Source organism: Variovorax sp. GW821-FHT06D12 (assembly GCF_059419205.1).
Map to the genome: position 1 here is coordinate 511948 of NZ_JBWKRI010000004.1, position 21666 is coordinate 533613.

Annotated in this window: 16 protein-coding genes and 1 tRNA gene; 13 read left to right on the plus strand and 4 right to left on the minus strand. The window is 66.5% G+C overall.

Going from position 1 to position 21666, the window contains the following annotated elements:
- The first annotated feature begins 211 nt into the window (after positions 1 to 211).
- From rplJ to AC07SQ_RS16050, 10 genes are all read left to right on the plus strand, one after another.
- Positions 212 to 751, plus strand: a complete 540-nt coding sequence (gene rplJ / locus AC07SQ_RS16005; protein ID WP_056584633.1) for a 50S ribosomal protein L10 — start codon at positions 212 to 214, stop codon at positions 749 to 751.
- Between the two features lie 47 nt (positions 752 to 798).
- The gene (gene rplL / locus AC07SQ_RS16010) at positions 799 to 1173 is read left to right on the plus strand and encodes a 50S ribosomal protein L7/L12 (RefSeq protein ID WP_070063901.1); all 375 of its coding nucleotides are present in this window, start codon (positions 799 to 801) and stop codon (positions 1171 to 1173) included.
- A gap of 301 nt (positions 1174 to 1474) precedes the next feature.
- Positions 1475 to 5599: a DNA-directed RNA polymerase subunit beta gene (gene rpoB / locus AC07SQ_RS16015; RefSeq protein WP_495273448.1), complete on the plus strand. Its 4125-nt coding sequence runs from the start codon at positions 1475 to 1477 to the stop codon at positions 5597 to 5599.
- A gap of 21 nt (positions 5600 to 5620) precedes the next feature.
- A complete protein-coding gene (rpoC, locus tag AC07SQ_RS16020) occupies positions 5621 to 9856 on the plus strand; it encodes a DNA-directed RNA polymerase subunit beta' (RefSeq protein ID WP_062479330.1) in 4236 nt (1411 codons plus the stop codon).
- 115 nt (positions 9857 to 9971) lie between these two features.
- Positions 9972 to 10571 carry a LemA family protein gene (locus tag AC07SQ_RS16025; RefSeq protein ID WP_495273449.1) on the plus strand — a complete coding sequence of 200 codons (600 nt, stop codon included), beginning with the start codon at positions 9972 to 9974 and terminating at the stop codon, positions 10569 to 10571.
- A gap of 94 nt (positions 10572 to 10665) precedes the next feature.
- Entirely contained in the window at positions 10666 to 12054 is a 1389-nt protein-coding gene (gene rsmB / locus AC07SQ_RS16030) for a 16S rRNA (cytosine(967)-C(5))-methyltransferase RsmB (protein WP_495273450.1), read from the plus strand.
- A 52-nt stretch (positions 12055 to 12106) separates the two neighbouring features.
- Positions 12107 to 12676 (plus strand): DUF4390 domain-containing protein, encoded by a 570-nt coding sequence (locus AC07SQ_RS16035; protein ID WP_175497139.1) that lies wholly within the window; start codon positions 12107 to 12109, stop codon positions 12674 to 12676.
- The gene (locus tag AC07SQ_RS16040; RefSeq protein WP_495273451.1) at positions 12673 to 15003 is read left to right on the plus strand and encodes a sensor histidine kinase; all 2331 of its coding nucleotides are present in this window, start codon (positions 12673 to 12675) and stop codon (positions 15001 to 15003) included. The genes AC07SQ_RS16035 and AC07SQ_RS16040 overlap by 4 nt, the downstream gene beginning before the upstream one ends.
- 77 nt (positions 15004 to 15080) lie before the next feature.
- Positions 15081 to 15782: a response regulator gene (locus AC07SQ_RS16045; protein ID WP_062480363.1), complete on the plus strand. Its 702-nt coding sequence runs from the start codon at positions 15081 to 15083 to the stop codon at positions 15780 to 15782.
- An 18-nt stretch (positions 15783 to 15800) separates the two neighbouring features.
- Positions 15801 to 15876, plus strand: a tRNA-Phe gene (locus tag AC07SQ_RS16050).
- A gap of 77 nt (positions 15877 to 15953) precedes the next feature.
- Here AC07SQ_RS16050 and AC07SQ_RS16055 read toward each other — a convergent pair.
- Positions 15954 to 16382, minus strand: coding sequence for a low affinity iron permease family protein (locus AC07SQ_RS16055; RefSeq protein WP_495273493.1), 429 nt, complete (start codon positions 16380 to 16382; stop codon positions 15954 to 15956).
- A gap of 266 nt (positions 16383 to 16648) precedes the next feature.
- Between AC07SQ_RS16055 and AC07SQ_RS16060 the strand changes: the two genes are divergently transcribed.
- Together AC07SQ_RS16060 and AC07SQ_RS16065 are read left to right on the plus strand one after the other, a co-directional pair.
- On the plus strand, positions 16649 to 17140 hold the full coding sequence (locus tag AC07SQ_RS16060) for a ferritin-like domain-containing protein (RefSeq protein ID WP_495273452.1): 492 nt from the start codon (positions 16649 to 16651) through the stop codon (positions 17138 to 17140).
- Positions 17141 to 17170: 30 nt separating this feature from the next.
- A complete protein-coding gene (locus tag AC07SQ_RS16065; RefSeq protein ID WP_495273453.1) occupies positions 17171 to 17497 on the plus strand; it encodes a hypothetical protein in 327 nt (108 codons plus the stop codon).
- On the opposite strand, the gene AC07SQ_RS16070 is transcribed toward AC07SQ_RS16065, so the two are convergent.
- Positions 17498 to 17926, minus strand: a complete 429-nt coding sequence (locus tag AC07SQ_RS16070) for a DUF1810 domain-containing protein (protein WP_495273454.1) — start codon at positions 17924 to 17926, stop codon at positions 17498 to 17500.
- Positions 17927 to 17931: 5 nt separating this feature from the next.
- Positions 17932 to 20190 (minus strand): hypothetical protein, encoded by a 2259-nt coding sequence (locus tag AC07SQ_RS16075; protein ID WP_495273455.1) that lies wholly within the window; start codon positions 20188 to 20190, stop codon positions 17932 to 17934.
- A 150-nt stretch (positions 20191 to 20340) separates the two neighbouring features.
- Between AC07SQ_RS16075 and AC07SQ_RS16080 the strand changes: the two genes are divergently transcribed.
- Entirely contained in the window at positions 20341 to 20703 is a 363-nt protein-coding gene (locus tag AC07SQ_RS16080; protein WP_495273456.1) for a hypothetical protein, read from the plus strand.
- Positions 20704 to 20832: 129 nt separating this feature from the next.
- Here the strand turns inward: AC07SQ_RS16080 and AC07SQ_RS16085 are convergent, their stop codons facing one another.
- Positions 20833 to 21588, minus strand: coding sequence for a winged helix-turn-helix domain-containing protein (locus AC07SQ_RS16085; RefSeq protein ID WP_095949443.1), 756 nt, complete (start codon positions 21586 to 21588; stop codon positions 20833 to 20835).
- Between the last annotated feature and the right edge of the window lie 78 nt (positions 21589 to 21666).

Below are 21666 nucleotides of genomic sequence, written 5' to 3' on the forward strand. Positions count from 1 at the left end.
GTGGTGGGTCGCGGCAGCTTCGGTTGCCGCGAGCCATCCAAGACCGCTGGTGTGCAGGGCGCTGCACTTAATGGCCGGATCGATCCTTCCGGTATCCAGCGCAGATGGCGACCCCACTGCAAGGAATTTGATTTTTGTTCCGAAACAGTTGGTCGCTGCATGAAGCGCGATCCGAGGCCCCGGCCGAAGGTCGCATTAAAAGGAGTAGACCTTGAGTCTGAATCGCAGTGAGAAAGAAGCGGTCATCAGTGATGTGACCAGCCTCGCCGCAAAAGCTCAAACGCTCGTGATGGCGGAATACCGTGGCATCACGGTGGCCGATATGACCAAACTGCGCAGCGAAGCGCGCAGCAACGGTGTGACCCTGAGTGTTCTGAAGAACACGCTGGCTCGCCGTGCTGTCGCTGGCAGCCCGTTTGAGATCGTCGGCGACCAGATGACCGGTCCGCTGATCTATGGCTTCTCCGAAGACGCTGTGGCTGCCGCAAAGGTGGTGGCCAATTTCGCGAAGACCAACGACAAGTTGGTGATTCGCGGTGGCGCATTCGGTGGCAAGGCCCTGGACGTCGAAGGCGTGAAGCAACTGGCCAACATCCCTTCCAAGGAAGTGCTGCTGGCGCAACTGCTGGGCTTGATGCAATCCCCGATTTCTCGTACCGCCCGCGTGCTCGCGGCGCTGGCCGAGAAGCGTGGTGGTGGCGAAGCTGCACCCGTCGCCGATGCACCGGCAGAAGAAGCGCAGGCCGCCTGAGCGCGCCCTCGTTTTTGAATATTCAACCCAATTGTTAGGAAACAAAAATGGCATTCGATAAAGACGCATTTCTGACCGCGCTCGACGCAATGACGGTCCTGGAACTCAACGACCTGGTGAAGGCCATCGAAGAGAAGTTTGGCGTGAGCGCCGCAGCTATGTCGGCACCCGCTGCCGGCGGTGGCGCTGCTGCTGCAGTCGCTGAAGAGCAAACCGAATTCAACGTCATGCTGATGGATGCTGGCGCGAACAAGGTGTCGGCGATCAAGGCCGTGCGCGAAATCACCGGCCTGGGCCTCAAGGAAGCCAAGGACCTGGTGGAAGCCGCTCCCAAGGCTGTCAAGGAAGGCCTGTCGAAGGCTGACGCTGAAGCCGCCAAGAAGAAGCTGGAAGATGCCGGCGCCAAGGTGGAACTGAAGTAATTCAGACCCCCTAGAGGGCTGGAGGTGCCTGAAAAGGCCCTCCAGCCTTTGCCGCTTTCAGAGCGCACCCAAAAGCCGGCTTGGCGCCGGTTCTTTCAGAGGCCGAAAGGTCGATGGAATAGCAAAAGCCAAGACGATTTTTGAGTGTCTTCTGAACCCGACTGCAGAAGACCCCTTGGTTCGGGCGATGTGCAATGCATCGCCGTCCGCCAACGGCTGGTAGTGGCCAGCCGCCAAGCAGTGGTGCCGTTCGCCCGGCACTGCTGACAAGTCGCTGAAGATCTCAAGCACCGGAGCTCTCATGGCCCAATCGTCCGCGTACAGTTACACCGAACGCAAGCGCATCCGAAAAAGTTTCGGTAACCGCGACAGCGTCGTCGAAATCCCCTACCTGCTGCAGATGCAGAAAGACGCGTACACCGCGTTCCTGCAAGCCGGCATCGCCCCCAAGCACCGCACCGTCGAAGGCCTGCAGGCCGCGTTCGACGCTGCCTTCCCGATCGTCTCGCACAACGGTTTTGTCGAGATGAAGTTCCTCGAGTACAACCTGGCGAAGCCGGCGTTCGATGTGCGTGAGTGCCAGACCCGTGGTCTGACCTTCGCCTCGGCCGTGCGCGCCAAGGTGCAGCTCATCATCTATGACCGCGAGTCGTCGACCTCGCAGTCGAAGGTGGTCAAGGAAGTGAAGGAACAAGAGGTCTACATGGGCGAAGTGCCGCTCATGACCGACAAGGGTTCGTTCATCATCAACGGCACCGAGCGCGTGATCGTCTCGCAGCTGCACCGTTCGCCCGGCGTGTTCTTCGAACACGACAAGGGCAAGACGCACAGCTCGGGCAAGCTGCTGTTCTCGGCCCGCGTGATTCCCTACCGCGGTTCGTGGCTCGACTTCGAATTCGACCCGAAGGACATGCTGTACTTCCGCGTGGACCGTCGCCGCAAGATGCCGGTCACGATCCTGCTGAAGGCCATCGGTCTGAACCCGGAATCGATCCTCGCGAACTTCTTCGTGAACGACAACTTCCGCCTGATGGACAGCGGCGCGCAGATGGAGTTCGTCTCCGAGCGCCTGCGCGGCGAAGTCGCGCGCTTCGACATCACCGACAAGTCGGGCAAGGTCGTGGTCGCCAAGGACAAGCGCGTCACCGCGCGCCACACGCGTGAACTCGAGCAGGGCGGCACCACGCACATCAGCGTGCCGGAAGACTTCCTGGTCGGCCGCGTCATCGCCCGCAACATCGTCGACGCCGACTCCGGCGAAATCCTGGCCAAGGCCAACGACGAGCTGACCGAAGCGCTGCTGAAGAAGCTGCGCACGGCTGGCGTGCAGGACATCCAGGTCATCTACACGAACGAACTGGACCAGGGCGCGTACATCTCGCAAACGCTGCGCATCGACGAAACCGTCGATGAGTTCGCCGCGCGCGTGGCCATCTACCGCATGATGCGCCCCGGCGAGCCGCCGACGGAAGACGCGGTGCAGGCCCTGTTCCAGCGCCTGTTCTACAACCCGGACACGTACGACCTGTCGCGCGTGGGCCGCATGAAGTTCAACGCCAAGGTCGGCCGCGACGAATCGACCGGCCCGATGGTGCTGACCAACGAAGACATCCTGGCCGTGGTCAAGATCCTCGTGGACCTGCGCAACGGCAACGGCGAAGTCGACGACATCGACCACCTGGGCAACCGCCGCGTGCGTTGCGTCGGCGAACTGGCCGAAAACCAGTACCGCACCGGTCTGGCACGTATCGAGAAGGCCGTGAAGGAACGTCTGGGTCAGGCCGAGCAAGAGCCGCTGATGCCGCACGACCTGATCAACAGCAAGCCGATCTCGGCCGCGCTGAAGGAATTCTTCGGTGCGTCGCAGCTGTCGCAGTTCATGGACCAGACGAACCCGCTGTCCGAAATCACCCACAAGCGCCGCGTGTCGGCCCTTGGCCCGGGCGGTCTGACGCGTGAACGTGCAGGTTTCGAAGTGCGCGACGTGCACGTGACCCACTACGGCCGCGTGTGCCCGATCGAAACGCCTGAAGGCCCGAACATCGGTCTGATCAACTCGCTGGCCCTGTACGCCCGCCTGAACGAATACGGCTTCATCGAGACGCCGTACCGCCGCGTGGTCGACAGCAAGGTCACGATGGACATCGACTACCTGTCGGCCATCGAAGAAGGCAAGTACGTCATCGCCCAGGCCAACGCGGTCCTGGACAAGGACGGCAAGCTGACCGGCGACCTGGTCTCCGCGCGTGAAGCCGGCGAATCGATCCTGGTCGGTGCCGAGCGCATCCAGTACATGGACGTGTCGCCCGCGCAGATCGTTTCGGTGGCTGCCTCGCTCGTGCCGTTCCTGGAGCACGACGATGCGAACCGCGCGTTGATGGGCGCCAACATGCAGCGTCAGGCCGTGCCTGTGCTGCGTCCCGAAAAGCCGATGGTCGGTACCGGCATCGAGCGCGTCTCCGCGGTCGACTCGGGCACCGTGGTCACGGCCACCCGCGGCGGTATCGTCGACTACGTCGATGCGACCCGTGTCGTGGTGCGTGTGAACGACGCCGAAGCGGCTGCCGGTGAAGTCGGTGTGGACATCTACAACCTGATCAAGTATCAGCGTTCGAACCAGAACACCAACATCCACCAGCGCCCCATCGTCAAGCGCGGCGACAAGATCGCCAAGGGCGACGTGGTGGCCGACGGCGCATCGACCGACCTCGGCGAACTGGCCCTCGGCCAGAACATGCTGATCGCGTTCATGCCCTGGAACGGCTACAACTTCGAAGACTCGATCCTGATCTCGGAACGCGTCGTCGCCGAAGACCGCTACACCTCGATCCACATCGAGGAACTGGTGGTGATGGCTCGCGACACCAAGCTGGGCGCCGAAGAAATCACGCGCGACATCCCGAACCTGGCCGAGCAGCAGCTCAACCGCCTCGACGAATCCGGCATCATTTATGTCGGCGCCGAAGTGCAGCCGGGCGACACGCTGGTGGGCAAGGTCACGCCGAAGGGCGAGACCACGCTGACGCCGGAAGAGAAGCTGCTTCGCGCCATCTTCGGCGAGAAGGCTTCCGACGTGAAGGACACCTCGCTGCGCGTGGACCAGGGCTCGCAAGGCACTGTGATCGACGTGCAGGTGTTCACCCGCGAAGGCATCCAGCGCGACAAGCGCGCCCAGCAGATCATCGACGACGAGCTGAAGCGCTTCCGCCTCGACCTGAACGACCAGCTGCGCATCGTCGAAGCCGACGCGTTCGACCGTATCGAGAAGCTCTTGACCGGCAAGGTCGCCAACGGCGGCCCGAACAAGCTGGCCAAGGGCTCCAAGCTCGACAAGGCCTACCTGTCGTCGGTTGAGAAGTTCCACTGGTTCGACATCCGCCCGGCGGAAGACGACGTGGCCTCGCAGCTCGAGTCGATCAAGAACTCGCTCGAGCAGACGCGCCACAGCTTCGACCTCGCGTTCGAAGAAAAGCGCAAGAAGCTCACGCAGGGCGACGAGCTGCCCGCGGGCGTGCTCAAGATGGTCAAGGTCTACCTGGCCGTCAAGCGCCGCCTGCAACCCGGCGACAAGATGGCCGGCCGTCACGGCAACAAGGGTGTGGTGTCCAAGATCGTTCCGGTCGAAGACATGCCCCACATGGCCGACGGCACGCCGTGCGACATCTGCCTGAACCCGCTGGGCGTGCCCTCGCGGATGAACGTGGGCCAGGTGCTCGAAGTGCATCTGGGCTGGGCCGGCAAGGGCATTGGCCAGCGCATCGGTGACCTGCTGCAGCAAGAGGCCAAGGTGGCCGAGCTGCGCAAGTTCATGGAGCAGCTGTACAACGGCTCGGGCCGCAAGGAAGAGCTCGACCAGCTGAGCGACACCGAGCTGCTCGCCATGGCGGCCAACCTGCAAAGCGGCGCGACCTTCGCGACGCCGGTGTTCGACGGCGCTTCGGAAGAAGAAATCCGCGGCATGCTGAAGCTCGCCTACCCGGACGACATCGCCAAGCTCAAGGGCCTGACCGAGACGCGCACGCAGGCGTACCTGTACGACGGCCGCACCGGCGACCAGTTCGAGCGTCCCGTCACCGTCGGCTACATGCACTTCTTGAAGCTGCACCACTTGGTGGACGACAAGATGCACGCCCGTTCGACCGGTCCGTACTCGCTCGTCACGCAGCAACCGTTGGGCGGCAAGGCGCAGTTCGGCGGCCAGCGTTTCGGTGAAATGGAAGTGTGGGCGCTGGAAGCTTACGGCGCCGCCTACGTCCTGCAGGAAATGCTGACCGTGAAGTCCGACGACGTGCAAGGCCGTACCAAGGTGTACGAAAGCATCGTCAAGGGCGAGCACTCGATCGAAGCCGGCATGCCGGAATCGTTCAACGTGCTGGTCAAGGAAATTCGTTCGCTGGGTCTCGACATCGAGCTCGAGCGTTCCTAAGTTGAAAAGGGAAAGAGTCTTATGAAATCGCTACTCGACCTGTTCAAGCAATTCACGCCCGATGAGCATTTCGATGCCATCAAGATCGGCATGGCTTCGCCCGAGAAGATCCGTTCGTGGTCTTTCGGCGAGGTGAAGAAGCCTGAGACGATCAACTACCGCACGTTCAAGCCCGAGCGCGACGGTCTGTTCTGCGCCAAGATCTTCGGCCCCATCAAGGACTACGAGTGCCTGTGCGGCAAGTACAAGCGCCTGAAGCACCGCGGCGTGATCTGCGAGAAGTGCGGCGTTGAAGTCACGCAGACCAAGGTGCGTCGCGAGCGCATGGGTCACATCGACCTGGCCGCGCCCTGCGCCCACATCTGGTTCCTGAAGTCGCTGCCGTCGCGTCTGGGCCTCGTGCTCGACATGACGCTGCGCGACATCGAACGCGTGCTGTATTTCGAAGCGTACGTGATCACCGACCCCGGCATGACCCCGCTGAAGAAGTTCGGCATCATGTCCGAGGACGACTACGACGCCAAGCGCAAGGAATACGGTGACGAGTTCATCGCCAAGATGGGCGCCGAAGGCATCAAGGACCTGCTCGAAGGCATCGAACTCGACAGCGAGATCGAACGCCTGCGCGGCGACCTGACCGGCTCCGAAGTCAAGGTCAAGAAGAACTCCAAGCGCCTGAAGGTGCTCGAGGCCTTCCGCAAGTCGGGCATCAAGCCCCAGTGGATGGTGCTCGAAGTGCTGCCCGTGCTGCCGCCGGACCTGCGTCCGCTGGTGCCGCTGGACGGCGGCCGCTTCGCGACCTCCGACCTGAACGACCTGTACCGCCGCGTCATCAACCGCAACTCGCGTCTGCGCCGCCTGCTGGAGCTGAAGGCTCCGGAAATCATCGCGCGCAACGAAAAGCGGATGCTGCAAGAGGCTGTCGACTCGCTGCTGGACAACGGCCGCCGTGGCAAGGCCATGACGGGCGCCAACAAGCGCGCGCTGAAGTCGCTGGCCGACATGATCAAGGGCAAGAGCGGTCGTTTCCGCCAGAACTTGCTGGGCAAGCGCGTGGACTACTCGGGCCGTTCGGTCATCGTGGTGGGCCCGACGCTCAAGCTGCACCAGTGCGGCCTGCCCAAGCTGATGGCGCTCGAGCTGTTCAAGCCCTTCATCTTCTCGCGCCTCGAAGCCATGGGCATCGCGACGACGATCAAGGCTGCCAAGAAGGAAGTCGAATCGGGCACGCCGGTGGTCTGGGACATCCTGGAAGAAGTGATCAAGGAACACCCGGTCATGCTGAACCGTGCGCCTACGCTGCACCGTTTGGGCATCCAGGCGTTCGAACCGATCCTGATCGAAGGCAAGGCCATCCAGCTGCACCCGCTCGTTTGCGCGGCCTTCAACGCCGACTTCGACGGCGACCAGATGGCTGTCCACGTGCCGCTGTCGGTGGAAGCGCAGATGGAAGCCCGCACGCTGATGCTGGCCTCCAACAACGTGCTGTTCCCGGCTTCGGGCGAACCGTCGATCGTTCCTTCGCAGGACGTGGTGCTGGGTCTGTACTACACGACCCGCGACCGCATCAACGGCAAGGGCGAGGGCCTGATCTTCTCCGACATCGGTGAAGTGCAGCGCGCGCTGGACGCCAACGAAGTCGAACTCACCGCCAAGGTCGCGGTGCGTATCACGGAGTACACCAAGGACAAGGAAACCGGCGTGTTCACGCCGTCGACCTCGCTCGTGGACACCACCGTGGGCCGTGCCCTGCTGTCCGAGATCCTGCCCAAGGGCCTGCCGTTCTCGAACATCAACAAGGCGCTGAAGAAGAAGGAAATCTCCAAGCTCATCAACGTCTCGTTCCGCAAGTGCGGCCTGAAAGAGACCGTCGTGTTCGCCGACAAGCTGCTGCAAAACGGCTTCCGTCTGGCGACCAAGGCCGGCATCTCGATCGCGATCGACGACATGCTGGTGCCCGCTGAGAAGCACGGCATCATCGAGCGCTCGGCCAAGGAAGTGAAGGAGATCGAACAGCAGTACGTCTCCGGTCTCGTGACCTCCGGCGAGCGCTACAACAAGGTGGTGGACATCTGGGGCAAGGCGGGCGACGAAGTGTCGAAGGTCATGATGGCCAAGCTGTCCAAGCAGAAGGTCATCGACCGCCACGGCAAGGAAGTCGAGCAGGAGTCCTTCAACTCCATCTACATGATGGCCGACTCCGGCGCCCGCGGTTCCGCAGCGCAGATTCGCCAGGTGGCCGGTATGCGGGGCCTGATGGCCAAGCCGGACGGCTCGATCATCGAGACGCCCATTACCGCGAACTTCCGCGAAGGCCTGAACGTGTTGGAGTACTTCATCTCCACCCACGGTGCCCGTAAGGGTCTGGCCGACACGGCGCTGAAGACGGCGAACTCGGGTTACCTGACCCGTCGTCTGGTCGACGTGACGCAAGACTTGGTGGTTACCGAGCAGGACTGCGGCACGCACGGCGGTTACCTGATGCGCGCCATCGTCGAAGGCGGTGAAGTGATCGAGTCGCTGCGCGACCGTATCCTGGGCCGCTCGGCGGCGGACGACGTGCTGCACCCGGAAAACCGTTCGGTGCTGCTCAAGGCCGGCGAGATGTTCGACGAAGACAACATCGAAGCACTGGAAGCCCAGGGCGTCGACGAAGTCAAGGTCCGCACTGCGCTGACCTGCGAAACGCGTTTCGGCATCTGCGCGACCTGCTACGGCCGCGACCTGGGCCGCGGCGGCCTGATCAACATCGGCGAAGCCGTCGGTGTGATCGCTGCCCAGTCCATCGGCGAACCCGGCACGCAGCTGACGATGCGTACCTTCCACATCGGTGGTGCCGCTTCGCGCGCTGCCATCGCCTCGAGCGTGGAAGCCAAGTCGAACGGCTCGATCGGCTTCAACGCCACGATGCGCTACGTGACCAACAGCAAGGGCGAGCTGGTCGTGATTTCGCGTTCGGGCGAGATCGTCATCCATGACGAGCACGGCCGCGAGCGCGAGCGTCACAAGGTGCCGTACGGCGCCACGCTGACGGTCAAGGCCGACCAGCAGATCAAGGCCGGCCACGTGCTCGCCAACTGGGACCCGCTGACCCGCCCGATCATTACCGAGTTCGCCGGCAAGGCGCAGTTCGAGAACGTCGAGGAAGGCCTGACGGTCGCCAAGCAGGTGGACGAAGTGACCGGTCTGTCGACCCTGGTCGTGATCGACCCGAAGCGCCGCGGCGCTGCCAAGGTCGTGCGTCCGCAGGTCAAGCTGATCGACGCCCAAGGCCTCGAAGTGAAGATCCCCGGCACCGACCACTCGGTGACGATCGGCTTCCCGATCGGCGCCCTGGTGCAGATCCGCGACGGCCAGGACGTGGGCCCCGGCGAAGTGCTGGCACGCATCCCGGTCGAAGGTCAGAAGACCCGAGACATCACCGGCGGTCTGCCGCGCGTGGCCGAGCTGTTCGAAGCCCGTTCGCCGAAGGACAAGGGCATGCTGGCCGAAATGACCGGTACCGTGTCGTTCGGTAAAGAGACCAAGGGCAAGATCCGCCTGCAGATCACCGATCCCGAAGGCGGCGTCTACGAAGACCTCGTGCCGAAGGAAAAGAACATCCTGGTGCACGAAGGCCAGGTGGTGAACAAGGGCGAAAGCGTGGTCGACGGTCCGGCGGACCCGCAGGACATCCTGCGCCTGCTGGGTTCGGAAGAACTCGCGCGCTACATCGTGGACGAAGTGCAGGACGTGTACCGTTTGCAGGGTGTGAAGATCAACGACAAGCACATCGAGGTGATCGTTCGCCAGATGCTGCGCCGCGTCGTGGTCGACAACATCGGCGACACGAGCTACATCTCCGGTGAACAGGTCGAACGCAGCGAAATGCTCAACACCAACGACGCCCTGCGCGCCGAAGGCAAGATCCCCGCTACGTTCACCAACCTGCTGCTGGGTATCACGAAGGCGTCGCTGTCGACCGACTCGTTCATCTCGGCCGCTTCGTTCCAGGAAACGACGCGCGTGCTGACCGAAGCCGCGATCATGGGCAAGCGCGACGAGCTGCGCGGTCTGAAGGAAAACGTCATCGTCGGCCGCCTGATTCCCGCAGGCACCGGCATGGCGTACCACCAGGCCCGCAAGGTCAAGGACGCCATGGACGAGGCCGAGCGCCGCGCCATCGCCGAGTCGGAAGCCGCCGAACTGGCCGGCTCCGGCGACAGCGATGCAGCGACCAGCACGGTGGACGCCAACGAAGGCGCTGCGACCGAATAACTGGTTAGCATCACCGGCATGACCGGTTGCCCACGCCCTCCGACCGCTCCGGTCGGGGGGCGTTTTTCTTTGTGTTTCCTGGGTTCCGACCGATGACCAAGAGGTTCTGTTTCCGATGAGCGTCCTGCCCGATTCGCTGGCCGGCTGGCTCGTTGTCGCGCTGCTGCTCTTCTGGTTCGTGGGCGCGTACAACCGGCTGGTGCGTTTGCGCGCCGCCGTGCTGCAGGCCTACGCCGTGCTCGACGTGGCGTTGCGCAAGCAACTCGATTTCGTCCAGGCCAGCATCACCGCCGCACCGCGGCCCGAGACGCCGCCCGAAGGCGCGCCCACCGTGGCGCCGCTGCAGGCCGCCACGACGCAGCTCGCGACCCTGCTCGGCGCGACGCGGGTGCGCCCGCTCGACCCGGGCAGCATGGCGGCGCTGGCCACCGCACTGCAGGTGCTCATTGCGGCATGGCGGCGCCAGTACCCGGGTGCGGTCACGGTGTTCGATGCGGACGGCACGCTGTCGCGGCCTGCGCCGCTGATGCCCGGCCTGGGCGGCGCGTCCGATCCGGCTGCGCCCATCGCCTGGCCCGAGCCGTCGGCGGCGGCGGAAATCGCACGCGGCCAGTTCAACCTGGCCGTGGCGCAGTACAACGCCGGCATCGCCCAGTTCCCGGCGCTGCTGGTGGCCTGGATCGTGCGACTGCGGCCGGCGGCGCCCTTGCTCTGACCGGCCTCGACCCGACGACAGGCGGGTAACGCCTTCGTTTCCATTCCCACCGCGCGGCGTGCTGTCTTTCTCGCCCGTTACCATCGGCCCCAACTTGCCAGCAGATCTTTCCTCCGACCCCTCTTCGGGCAGCGCCACCTCGGCGCCGCAACAACCGCCGCTCTGGCGCCAACTGCAACTGACCGCAGGGGCGCTGGCGTCGATTCGCGCCGGCACCTCGGGCACCGTCGCGTTCGAGGCCGTCGAGCCCGCGCTGCGCCCCGGCGTGCAGGCGCTCGGCTTCCAGGTGCTGCGCTGGCTCGGCCGCGCCGAGGCGCTGCGCCGCCACCTGGCCAAGCGCACGCCGCCGCCGCTGCCCGACGCCTTGCTGTGCACCGCGCTCGCGCTGGCCTGGCACAGCGACCACGCCCCCTACGAACCCTTCACGCTGGTCGACCAGGCCGTGGAAGCCGCCAAGCGCAACCCGGCGACGCGGGCGCAGGCCAGCTTCATCAACGCCTGCCTGCGCCGGTTCCTGCGCGAGCGCGACGAGCTCGTGGCCGCCACCGACACCGAACCGGTCGCGCAATGGAACCACCCGCGCTGGTGGATCGAACGCCTCAAGCGCGACCACCCGCGCGACTGGCAGCGCGTGCTGTCGGCCGACAACGCCCAGGCGCCGATGACCTTGCGCGTCAACGCGCTGCAATCGACGCCGGCCGCGTACCTGCTGGAACTGGAAGCGGTGGGCCTCGCGGCCACGCGCGTCGGCGCTGACGGCCTGCAGCTCGCGCGCGCCCGCCCGGTGCAGCAACTGCCCGGTTTCGCCGACGGCGCCTGCTCGGTGCAGGACGCCGCCGCGCAGCTCGCCGCCCCCTTGCTGCTCGACGGCCTGCTGCCGGCCAAGCCCGGCACCGCGCCGCTGCGCGTGCTCGACGCCTGCGCCGCCCCCGGCGGCAAGACCGCGCACCTGATCGAACGGGCCGGCCCCGGCGCCGTCGAGGTGACCGCGCTGGAGGTCGACGCCGTGCGCAGCCGCCGCATCGACGAGACGCTCGCGCGCCTCGGCCTGAAGGCCAAGGTGGTGGTGGCCGACGCCGGCCGCACCGCCGACTGGTGGGACGGCGCCCTGTTCGACGCCATCCTGCTGGACGCCCCGTGCACCGCTTCGGGGATCGTGCGGCGCCATCCCGACGTGCGCTGGCTGCGCCGCGAGAGCGACACGGCCCAGCTGGCGACCCAGCAGGCGATGCTGCTGGCCGCGCTGTGGCCGCTCGTGCGGCCCGGCGGCCGGCTGCTTTATTGCACCTGTTCCGTGTTCCGCGAAGAAGGCGCGCAACAAATTGATGCGTTTCTTGTACGCAACACCGACGCCCGTTTGCTGCCGTCCCCGGGACACTTGCTGCCTCAAAGTGGGGCGAATGCCCGTGGCGTCCCGGACAATCTCTCTGGTGACCACGACGGCTTCTTCTACGCCCTGCTTGAAAAACCCGCGCCGCACTGACGGCCGCCGGTCGATCCTGCTGGCCGGCCTGTGGCTGGCCTGGGCCCTGTGGATGGCCCTGTTTCCGGCCGCCGCCACCGCCCAGGGCAGGCCCGGCGGCGCCACCATCACCCAGATGCGCCTGGAGCAGGCCGACGACGGCGTCTACCTGAGTGCCGCCGTGCAGTTCGAGCTGCCCACGCTGGTGGAAGACGTGCTCGACAAGGGCATCGCCATCTATTTCGTGGCCGAGGCCGAGGTCTTCCAGGAGCGCTGGTACTGGACCGACCGCAAGGTCGCCCAGGTGGCGCGCCACATGCGGCTGGCCTACCAGCCCCTCACGCGCCGCTGGCGGCTGAATGTGTCGCCGGTGCCGATCACCGGTGCCGCCGGCTTCGGCATCTCGCTGAACCAGAACTTCGACAGCCTCGGCGACGCGCTCGAGGCCATCAAGCGCATTGGCCGGCTGCGGCTGGGCGACGCCGCCGAGATCGGCGACGAGCCGCTGCACCAGGTCACCTTCCGTTTCCGGCTCGACACCTCGCAGCTGCCGCGTCCTTTCCAGATCGGCATGGTCGGGCAGGCCGAGTGGAACATCGCCGCCGAGCGCACCGCCCGGCTGCCGTTGGAGAAGCAGCGGTGAGCAGCAAGCCGCGCAGCGGCGCCGCGGCCACGCCTGCCGCCCGCCGCTCGCGCGCGCTGCGCTGGGCCGTGGGCGTCGGCGCCGCGATGGTCACGGCCATCGGCCTGGTGCTGATGTTCCTGCTCGCGCAGGCCACCAACAACCGCGCGCTGTACGAGCGCTACTACGTGCGCCTGTTCGGCATCAACGTGGTGGTGGCCGTGCTGCTGGTGCTGGTGATCGGCTGGGTCGCGTTCCGGCTGCTGCGGCGGCTGCGCCAGGGCAAGTTCGGCAGCCGGCTGCTGATCAAGCTCGCGGCCATCTTCGCGCTCGTGGGGGTGGTGCCCGGGGCGCTGGTCTACGTGGTGTCTTACCAGTTCGTTGCGCGCTCGATCGAGAGCTGGTTCGACGTCAAGGTCGAGGGCGCGCTCGATGCCGGCCTGAACCTGGGCCGGGCCACGCTCGATTCGCTGTCCGACGACCTCGCCGCCAAGACCCGCACCGCCAGCGCCCAGCTGTCGCAGGTGCCCGACGCGAGCGCGGGGCTGCTGCTGGAGCGCATCCGCGACCAGCTCGAAGCCAGCGACGTGATCCTCTGGACCGGTTCGGGCCAGCTCGTGGCCAGCGCCGGCGCATCGCGCTTCCAGCTCAACCCCGAGCGGCCGACGGCGCAGCAGTTCCGCCAGGTGCGGCCCGACCGCGCCGTCGCGCACGTCGAGGGCCTGGAAGAAACCGCCTTGCCCAGCGCCACGCCGTCGAGCGCCAGCGTGCGCGCACTGGCCATGGTGCAGCGCCCGGGCTTCGACTTCGACACCGCGCCGCGCTACCTGCAGGTCACGCGGCCGCTGCCGCCGGCCGTGGTCGCCAACGCCCTGGCCGTGCAGGAGGCCAACCGCGAGTACCAGGAGCGCGCGCTCGCGCGCGAGGGGTTGCGGCGCATGTACATCGGCACGCTCACGCTGAGCCTGTTCCTCGCCGTGTTCGGCGCCGTGCTGCTGGCCGTGCTGTTCGGCAATCAGCTCGCACGGCCGCTGCTCGTGCTGGCCGACGGCGTGCGCCAGGTGGCCGCCGGCGACCTGCGGCCCACCGCCGTGCTGCAGGGCAAGGACGAGCTGGGCGGCCTCACGCGCTCCTTCGCCGTCATGACCCAGCAGCTGGCCGACGCGCGCGGCGCGGTCGAGAAGACCATGGACCAGCTCGACGCCGCCCGCGGCAACCTGCAGACCATCCTGGACAACCTGACCTCGGGCGTGATCGTGCTCGACGCCAAGGGCACCGTCCTGTCCACCAACCCGGGCGCCACCCGCGTGCTGCGCGCGCCGCTCGCCGCCTATGAAGGCAAGGCGCTGGTCGATGTGCCGGGGCTGGCCGATTTCGGCGCCAAGGTGCAGCAGCAGTTCGACGAGTTCCTGGTCGAGCGCATGCAGCACGGCCTCGATCACTGGCAGCACGCCTTCGAGCTGCACGCCACCGGCAACGATCTGCCGCAGCAGGACGACGCCATCAACATCGTCGCGCGCGGCGCCGAGCTGCCGGGCGACGCGCGGCTGCTGGTGTTCGACGACATCTCCGAAATCGTCTCGGCCCAGCGCGCGCAGGCCTGGGGCGAGGTGGCGCGCCGCCTCGCGCACGAGATCAAGAACCCGCTCACGCCGATCCAGCTGTCGGCCGAGCGGCTCGAGATGAAGCTCTCGGGCAAAGTCGAGCCGCCCGAGCAGGCCATCCTGGTGAAGTCGGTCAAGACCATCGTCGACCAGGTCGATGCGATGAAGCGGCTGGTGAACGAATTCCGCGACTACGCGCGACTGCCCGCGGCCGACCTCAAGCCGGTCGACCTCAATGCGCTGCTGGCCGACGTGCTGCAGCTGTATCACGCCGAGAACCTGCCGATCACGCTGCGTTCGGAGCTCGACGAGCGCTGCCCGCCCGTGCGCGGCGATGAACAGCAGCTCCGCCAGGTCGTGCACAACCTGTTGCAGAACGCGCAGGACGCCGCCGAGGCCGCCGCCAGTGGCACGGGCCGGGTGGGCGAGGTCGTCATCCGCACCCGGCTGGGCGATTCGGGCCAGCGCGTGCGCCTCACCGTGCAGGACAGCGGGCCCGGCTTTGCCGAAAACATCCTCAAGCGCGCCTTCGAGCCCTACGTCACGACGAAAACAAAAGGTACCGGTTTGGGCCTGGCCGTCGTCAAGAAGATCGCCGACGAACACGGCGCGCGCATCGAGCTTTCCAACCGTGTCGTCGACGGGGCTGTGGCGGGGGCGCAAGTCTCGCTATCATTCGCGCTGGCAGGCGAACCGCGGGCAGCGGTCGCTCACACCGAAGATTCGAAATCTTCGTCCGCCTGAGTACCGGCGAATCCAGCGCATAGGGGCTGGATCGGGAGCGGATCAATACACACCAGCGCATACAACAAGCAGCACTCATGGCAAACATTCTCGTGGTCGATGACGAGCTGGGCATCAGGGACCTGCTCTTCGAAATTCTCAATGACGAAGGCCACAACGTGGAGCTCGCGGAAAACGCCGCCGAAGCCCGCGCGGCCCGACAACGCGCCCGGCCCGATCTCGTGCTGCTCGACATCTGGATGCCGGACACCGACGGCGTCACCTTGCTCAAGGAGTGGTCCACCGCGGGCCTGCTGAGCATGCCGGTCATCATGATGAGCGGGCACGCCACCATCGACACCGCGGTCGATGCCACGCGCATCGGCGCCTTCGCGTTCCTCGAAAAACCCATCACGCTGCAGAAGCTGCTCAAGGCGGTGGAGCAGGGGCTGGCGCGCGAGAGCGCCCGCCGCACCGCCGCCGGCGTGGTGCCGCCGCCCACGGGCGCCCACCAGGCGGCCGCCATCACGACCACGGGCGACAGCCTGCTGATGGCGTCGCTGGCGGCCGTGCCGGTGGCCGACGCGGGTCCGCAGTCGACCCAGAGCTTCGACCTGGACCGCCCGCTGCGCGACGCACGCGACGGTTTCGAGAAGGCCTACTTCGAGTTCCATCTGGCGATGGAGAACGGTTCGATGACCCGCGTGGCCGAGAAAACCGGGCTCGAACGCACCCACCTGTACAGAAAACTCAAACAATTGGGTGTGGATCTTTCCCGGGGCCGCAGAAGCGCTGTATAATTTGAGGCTGCACACAATGGCCCGGTAGCTCAGTTGGTAGAGCAGCGGATTGAAAATCCGCGTGTCGGTGGTTCGATTCCGCCCCAGGCCACCAAATTCAGTCAAAAAGCCCGACCTTCCGAGGTTGGGCTTTTTGCATTCTGGCGCCGTGTTTGGGGAATCACGTTCCCGCTATCCGGCCCGATCCCCGTTGATGTCGTCATGCCCGCGGCGCCTGCGTTCGGCCCGCGTTTTCGCCAGCGTCGCCTGGCTCTGCCTGGCCGCCGCCTCGCAGCGCGCGTGCAGTGCGATCAGCTCCTTGTCCGTGAGCTTCTCGATGCCGATGAAGTCGTCCTCCGCGTCGGAGGTGCGGATCAGCTCGTCGAGCTTGGTCTGCAGGGCGACGCTGTCGCGGTTCTGCGTGTTCTGGATCAGGAACACCATGAGGAAGGTGACGATGGTGGTGCCGGTGTTGATCACCAGTTGCCACGTTTCGGAAAAGCCGAAGAACGGCCCCGCGACCGCCCAGGCCACGACGACGACCAGGCAGACCAGGAAGGCCGCCGGGCTGCCCGTCCAGCGTGCGACGGTGTTGGCGAAGGAATCAAAGAGTCGCTCCATGCGCGTGTCCTCCAGTCGGGGCGATGCTGCCGCGGCGGTGCGCGCGAGCGCGTCAGCCGAGGCCCGCCTCGCATGGCATCGCAATTCCCCTGAGGCTGTCGGCGCATAACGGCGCGCGGCCATGGCCTCGGACACGGCTTACACGCGTCGTCGGGTCGAGACGACAGGGCGCTTCCCGCACCGTGTCGACCATGAAGGCTCATTGCAGTCTTTCTTTCTCAACCCGGCCCTCGCTTCGGCGACCGGCCTTCAAGGAGCAACCACCCATGGCCAACGATACCCAGGCAACCACCGCGGACGCGGTGTCCAACGATCAGGTGATCGACGTTCTGAACGACCTGCTGGAGAACGCGCACGACGGCGAGTACGGCTTTCGCGCCTGCGCGAAGGAAGTCGACTCGGCGCAACTGAAGCCGGTGTTCGAAAGCCGCGCCTCGCAATGCGCCAGCGCGGCATCCGAACTCGTCGCACTCATCCGCCAGCTCGGCGGCAAACCCGACGACGGCGGCACGGTCAGCGGTGCGATGCATCGCGGCTGGGTGCATGTGAAGGGCGCGTTCGGCGCGAACAGCGCGCTGTCGATGCTCGAGGAATGCGAGCGCGGCGAAGACGCGGCACTCGCGCGTTACCGCAAGGCCCTCAAGACCGACCTGCCGGCCGAGGTGCGCATGCTGGTGCAGCGCCAGGCCGACGGTGCGCAAGCCAACCATGACCAGATCAAGGGCCTGCGCGATCAATTCCGCAGCGCCGAGGGCTGACCGGCCGGCACCCTCGGGATGCCTTCCACCATGACCGGTGACCGCCACGCGCCAGCCATGCCCCCTGCGCCGTCCGCGACGGAAGTTGCGGACGGCGTCGGCGAGCGCCTTCTCACCTTCAGCTACCTCGGTTGGTGGTTTTCGTGCGCCGCGCAGCAGGTGGACGATCAGACCTTCAGGCCTGTGGTCTTTTGCCGCGCCCATGGGGGCGGCGAGGTCGAAGGCGCGGAGCAGCGCCTGCCGCCCGACACGGACAACGTCGCGTACGGCAGCGAAGCCGAGGCGCTGCGCCACGCCGAGCAGCAAGCCATTCGCTGGGCGCATGACCGCACGGGCGACGGCCAGGGCCGGTTCTGACTACGCAGCTCGAACGAGTGCGATCGTCGCGTCGTCCCGCGCGTCGTTGAAGTACTGCGCCAGCACATCGCCGAACACGGGGGATTCAGGCGCCACGATCTCGAACAGCGTCATGCAGGAGCGCAGCTTGAGGTCGTCCGGCGAGCCGAAGACCTGATGCGCATCGGTGCCGGGCAGGGCGCGCACCAGCCCTGCGCAGTGGCGCAGTCGCTCACCGAGCACAGCGTGCTGCCAGTACGCCGTCGCCTCGGCGATACCGTCGAGGCCGAAGAACTGCGCGGTCGCGCTGCGGCCCAGCGCCTTCAGTTGCGGAAACACGAACCACATCCAGTGCGTGCGCTTGCGTCCCGCCGCGAGTTCCGCGCAGACCTGTGCGTACACGGGCTCTTGCGCCGCCACGAAGCGTTCGAGGTGCCAGTCGATGGTCATCTGTGTCAAGCGCCCGGTGTGGTTGCGGTCGCTCGATCATGCTGCAACCGCGGCGGCAACCGAGGGTCGAGCCAGTCCATGCGCCAGGCCAGCAGCAGCACCGCGCCGACCACGCAGGTGACGGCCAGCGCGCCCGCGAGGCCGTGCCGCTGGCGGTACGGATCGGGCGCGATGCGCTGGGCACCCGGTGGCACGCGCGCCGTCTGCGACAGCATGCCGCCCAGGCGCACATTGACCTTCATGCGCCCGTTGATGGCCCATCCGCTCGCATCGAGGATCGGACCCAGGCTGCGCTGGCGCAGCTTGAGCCACGCGATCAGCATGCTCGGTCCCGAGATCGCGATCACGATGCCGACGAGGGCCACCGGTATCCATTGCCCCAGGTCGACGAACTTGCCGAAGATGCCGACCAGCACGGCACTGATGCTGCCCAGCGCCACGCCGATGGCGGCCACGGTGCCCACGTCGATGCGGCTGGCGGTGGGCAGGATCGGCCCCGGCTTGGCCGGCGTCTTCGTTGACGAGGCCGCTGCGTCGGTCGGTTGGTCGGCGGTGGCGACGCGTCCGGCCAGCGTCTGCAACGCGCTCTGCGAGCCGGCCTCGCTGGCGGCCGCGCGTTTCGCCACCTGCTCTTCGATCAACCGCACGAATTTCTTGTACGGCGCGAAGAAGGCCTGCGCCACGCTCGTGGGGTTTTCGATCAGCTTGGTGACGGTGGCGTCCCAGTCGCGGCCCTGGCGGTCGTAGAACACGCCGTTGCGCCCGGCGAAAAGGAAGTCGACGTCGCCGGCCGTGAAGGCGGCGACGATGCTCATCTTTTCTCCCTGGCGCGTGCAGTCGCAGTACGCGAGGCAGGTCTTGGCCAGGCCGGCCAGCGCGGCGTGGCGCGCGGTGTCCTGCACCTGCACCGTGAGCTCGCAGCTGCGCCCGTCGAGGTAGAGCGTGCCCGCCTGGAAGATCGCGCCCTCGCGCCGGTAGAACGCCTTGAACGACACGAAGTTGTGCAGCAGCACGCGCAGGTCGCGCTGCAGCCGCAGCAGCTTCTCGAGGTCGGTCAGCGACCGGTTGTGGTGCTCGGCGGCCTCGTCTTCGGCAATGAGCGCGAACAACGCATCGCGTGTCGCGAGCAGGGCGTCGAGGCGTTCGCGCGGCAGGCCCGCGAGCGCGTTGTCAGGGCGTGCGGCGATCCACGCGTCGCAAGGCGCGAGCCGCTCGCGCAGCACTTGCCACTGGGCTTCTTCGAGTGTGTCGCGTTCGCCGAGCAGCGGCGCCACCGCATCGCGCGCGAACGCGGCCATGGCCTCGGCCCAGGCGGGATTGAGGCTCGCACCGCTCAGTGGCAATGCGCGATGGGGCGTCACCGGCGCCAGCGGCAACTCGGCCACGGGCTGCACGTTCGCATCGAAGGTGTGCCCCGCGAGCGCGTCGTAGGCTTCGGGCGAGGGGTTGAGCGCCACCACCGCCTGCACGTCATAGGCGGCCACGCGGCAGCGCGCGAAGAAGTCGTCGACCTTGGCCGCGACCGCGCGCAGGGCCTCGGCCGCAGCCAGTGTGCGTCCGCCCAGCGGCAGCAGCGCCTCTGCGTCACCCTGCGCATGCCAGTTGCGGACCGCTTGCGCCTCGGCCATGAAGGCTTCGGCGCGTGCGCGATCGAGGCCGGGCGTCTGTTCGTGCCGGTCGGGCGTGCTGCCGTGCGTGCGCATCGCTTCCTCGATGGTGGCGCGCAGCGCGTCGTCGGTGCCGGCCGTGGCCGGCGTGACCACACCGTCGCCGTTGAAGCGCATCGCTGCCAGCCATTCGCCGCGGTCGGCGATGTCGGCGAGGGTCAGCGTGTGCGTGTCCTGCTTGCCGAGCAGGTCGAGGATGCGTCGGCCTTCCTTCGCGAGGTCGGCGCCCGGCGCACGCGTGTCGTCGAGGTCGTCCAGCGACAGCGTGCCGCCGCCCGCGAGCAGCACGTCGGCGCTGCGCAGTCGCTCGCAGGCCCACTGGCAGGCCGCGATGACCTCGGGCGGTCGCACGCGGCCGTCGCCGTCGGTGTCGATGAGGTCGAGCGTGCGCGCATCGAAGTCGATGCCGCGCGTGGGGCAGGCGAGTGCGACCCACAGTTTCTGGTCGAGCTCGGCGATGCGTGCGATGTCCTCGCCGCTGCGGAACACCACCTGGTCCACACCGCCCGCACGGATGAACTGCCAGCGGTGCGGCGTCGGGCCTGGCGTGTGGGTGCCGGGAAGGCCGGTGGGAACGGGGGCGGTGGCGGTCGTCAACGGGTTGATGTCCTTGGGGTGGTTGTGCGGGGTCGGGAGTGTTTGAAAGAGAGGGCTGCCGTGCGTCATGCACGACGCAGCGCCTTCAATTCGTGGGCGTCAGCCTAGATCGGGCGACGCGGCGGTCATGAGGACAGACGGCGCGCAGCGATGTCGGTCGACGCCGACATCGCGACCGACGACCGGGGCATCCCACCCATGGCCAGCAGGGTCAATGCCAGGGTATTGAGTGGATGCGCCGCGCCGACTTATCCTCCGGTCGCCATGACCGCCACACGCATCGATCTCGATCTGCCCGAAGGGTGGAGTTGCTGGTTCGAACTGCAGCAATCCGCCGAAGGCGCCTGTTCGGGCAAGGCGGAACTTCGCGAGGGCAACGAGCCGCGGTGCGTGCTGGTCATTGCGCAGCAGCCGACCCGCGAAGCCGTGATCGAACGGCTGAAGTTTCGCGCCGACTACTTCGTCGGAGAGTGGCGCATGCGGCAGCGCGAGGGCGGGACGCCGCGACCCTGAGCTTGGGCGGTCTTGCGATCTTCTTCGCAGACCTCGGACCCGCAAGAAGTTGCCCCCAGAAAGAAAAAGCGACCGTCTGAAGCGGTCGCTTTTCTTTGGATGCGCGAGGGTGCCGTCGCACCCCGGATCTCACATGCGATACGACGGCGCAGGCGACGAGACAGGCACCAGCTGGTAGCCCTGCCCGTAGACCGCGCGCAGCACGTACCCGTTTTCGCGCTGCAGCGACAGCTTGCGCCGCACGTTTGTGGCGCAGGCGTCGAGCGAGCGCGTGACGGGGCGTTCGGGCGGGAGCTTCCACACCGAACTCATGAGCCAGGAGCGCGTCAGCACGTTGCCGAGGTTGCGGAACAGCTCGAGTGCGAAGGAGAACTGCCGCGGCTGGAGCGCGATCTCGCGGTCGCGGTGCAGCACCGTGTTGTTGCCGTCGACGAAGCGGTACTCGCCCCAGGTCCAACGGTCCGTGGAGGGGGCCTGGCGCGTGGCGGCGCTCGTGTCCTGCTCCGTGTAGAGCGTGTGCATGTGCTGCACCAGCGCCTCGTTCGAGATGCGGCGCAGGTCGAAGTTGGTGCCGCTGCCCAGCAGGGGCATGTCGTCGAAATAAGAGGGCAGCGCGACGACGTCGGGCTCGCCCTGCGCGGTGATGGGCAGCGCGGGCATGCCCAGTACCCAGCACACGGTGAGCAGGCTCTCGCTGCCCATGGCATCGGGCGCGGCCAGCAGCAGGTCGAAGCGGCTGCCGCGGCTCAAGGTGGACAGCAGCTCGCCGATGGTGCTGAACATCACGGGCCGGTGACCCATGGTGCGCAGGCGCTCCTGGAGCAAGGTGCTGCGCGAGCTGCTGTTGTCCAGCAGGGCCAGGGACAGTTTTCCCTCGAGGGTCATGGGATGGGTCGATTCCAAAAGACGGCGGTAACTCACAGCGGAATCAGCCAGCGACCTTGAACCTGCTTGCAAGGCGCC

Excerpts from the sequence above, each read along its gene's own strand:
- rplL (WP_070063901.1), top strand. The coding sequence starts at position 799 with ATGGCATTCGATAAAGACGCATTTCTGACCGCGCTCGACGCAATGACG.
- rpoB (WP_495273448.1), top strand. The coding sequence starts at position 1,475 with ATGGCCCAATCGTCCGCGTACAGTTACACCGAACGCAAGCGCATCCGA.
- rpoC (WP_062479330.1), top strand. The coding sequence starts at position 5,621 with ATGAAATCGCTACTCGACCTGTTCAAGCAATTCACGCCCGATGAGCAT.
- AC07SQ_RS16025 (WP_495273449.1), top strand. The coding sequence starts at position 9,972 with ATGAGCGTCCTGCCCGATTCGCTGGCCGGCTGGCTCGTTGTCGCGCTG.
- AC07SQ_RS16035 (WP_175497139.1), top strand. The coding sequence starts at position 12,107 with ATGGCCCTGTTTCCGGCCGCCGCCACCGCCCAGGGCAGGCCCGGCGGC.
- AC07SQ_RS16045 (WP_062480363.1), top strand. The coding sequence starts at position 15,081 with ATGGCAAACATTCTCGTGGTCGATGACGAGCTGGGCATCAGGGACCTG.
- AC07SQ_RS16055 (WP_495273493.1), bottom strand. The coding sequence starts at position 16,382 with ATGGAGCGACTCTTTGATTCCTTCGCCAACACCGTCGCACGCTGGACG.
- AC07SQ_RS16060 (WP_495273452.1), top strand. The coding sequence starts at position 16,649 with ATGGCCAACGATACCCAGGCAACCACCGCGGACGCGGTGTCCAACGAT.
- AC07SQ_RS16065 (WP_495273453.1), top strand. The coding sequence starts at position 17,171 with ATGACCGGTGACCGCCACGCGCCAGCCATGCCCCCTGCGCCGTCCGCG.
- AC07SQ_RS16070 (WP_495273454.1), bottom strand. The coding sequence starts at position 17,926 with ATGACCATCGACTGGCACCTCGAACGCTTCGTGGCGGCGCAAGAGCCC.
- AC07SQ_RS16080 (WP_495273456.1), top strand. The coding sequence starts at position 20,341 with ATGTCGGTCGACGCCGACATCGCGACCGACGACCGGGGCATCCCACCC.
- AC07SQ_RS16085 (WP_095949443.1), bottom strand. The coding sequence starts at position 21,588 with ATGACCCTCGAGGGAAAACTGTCCCTGGCCCTGCTGGACAACAGCAGC.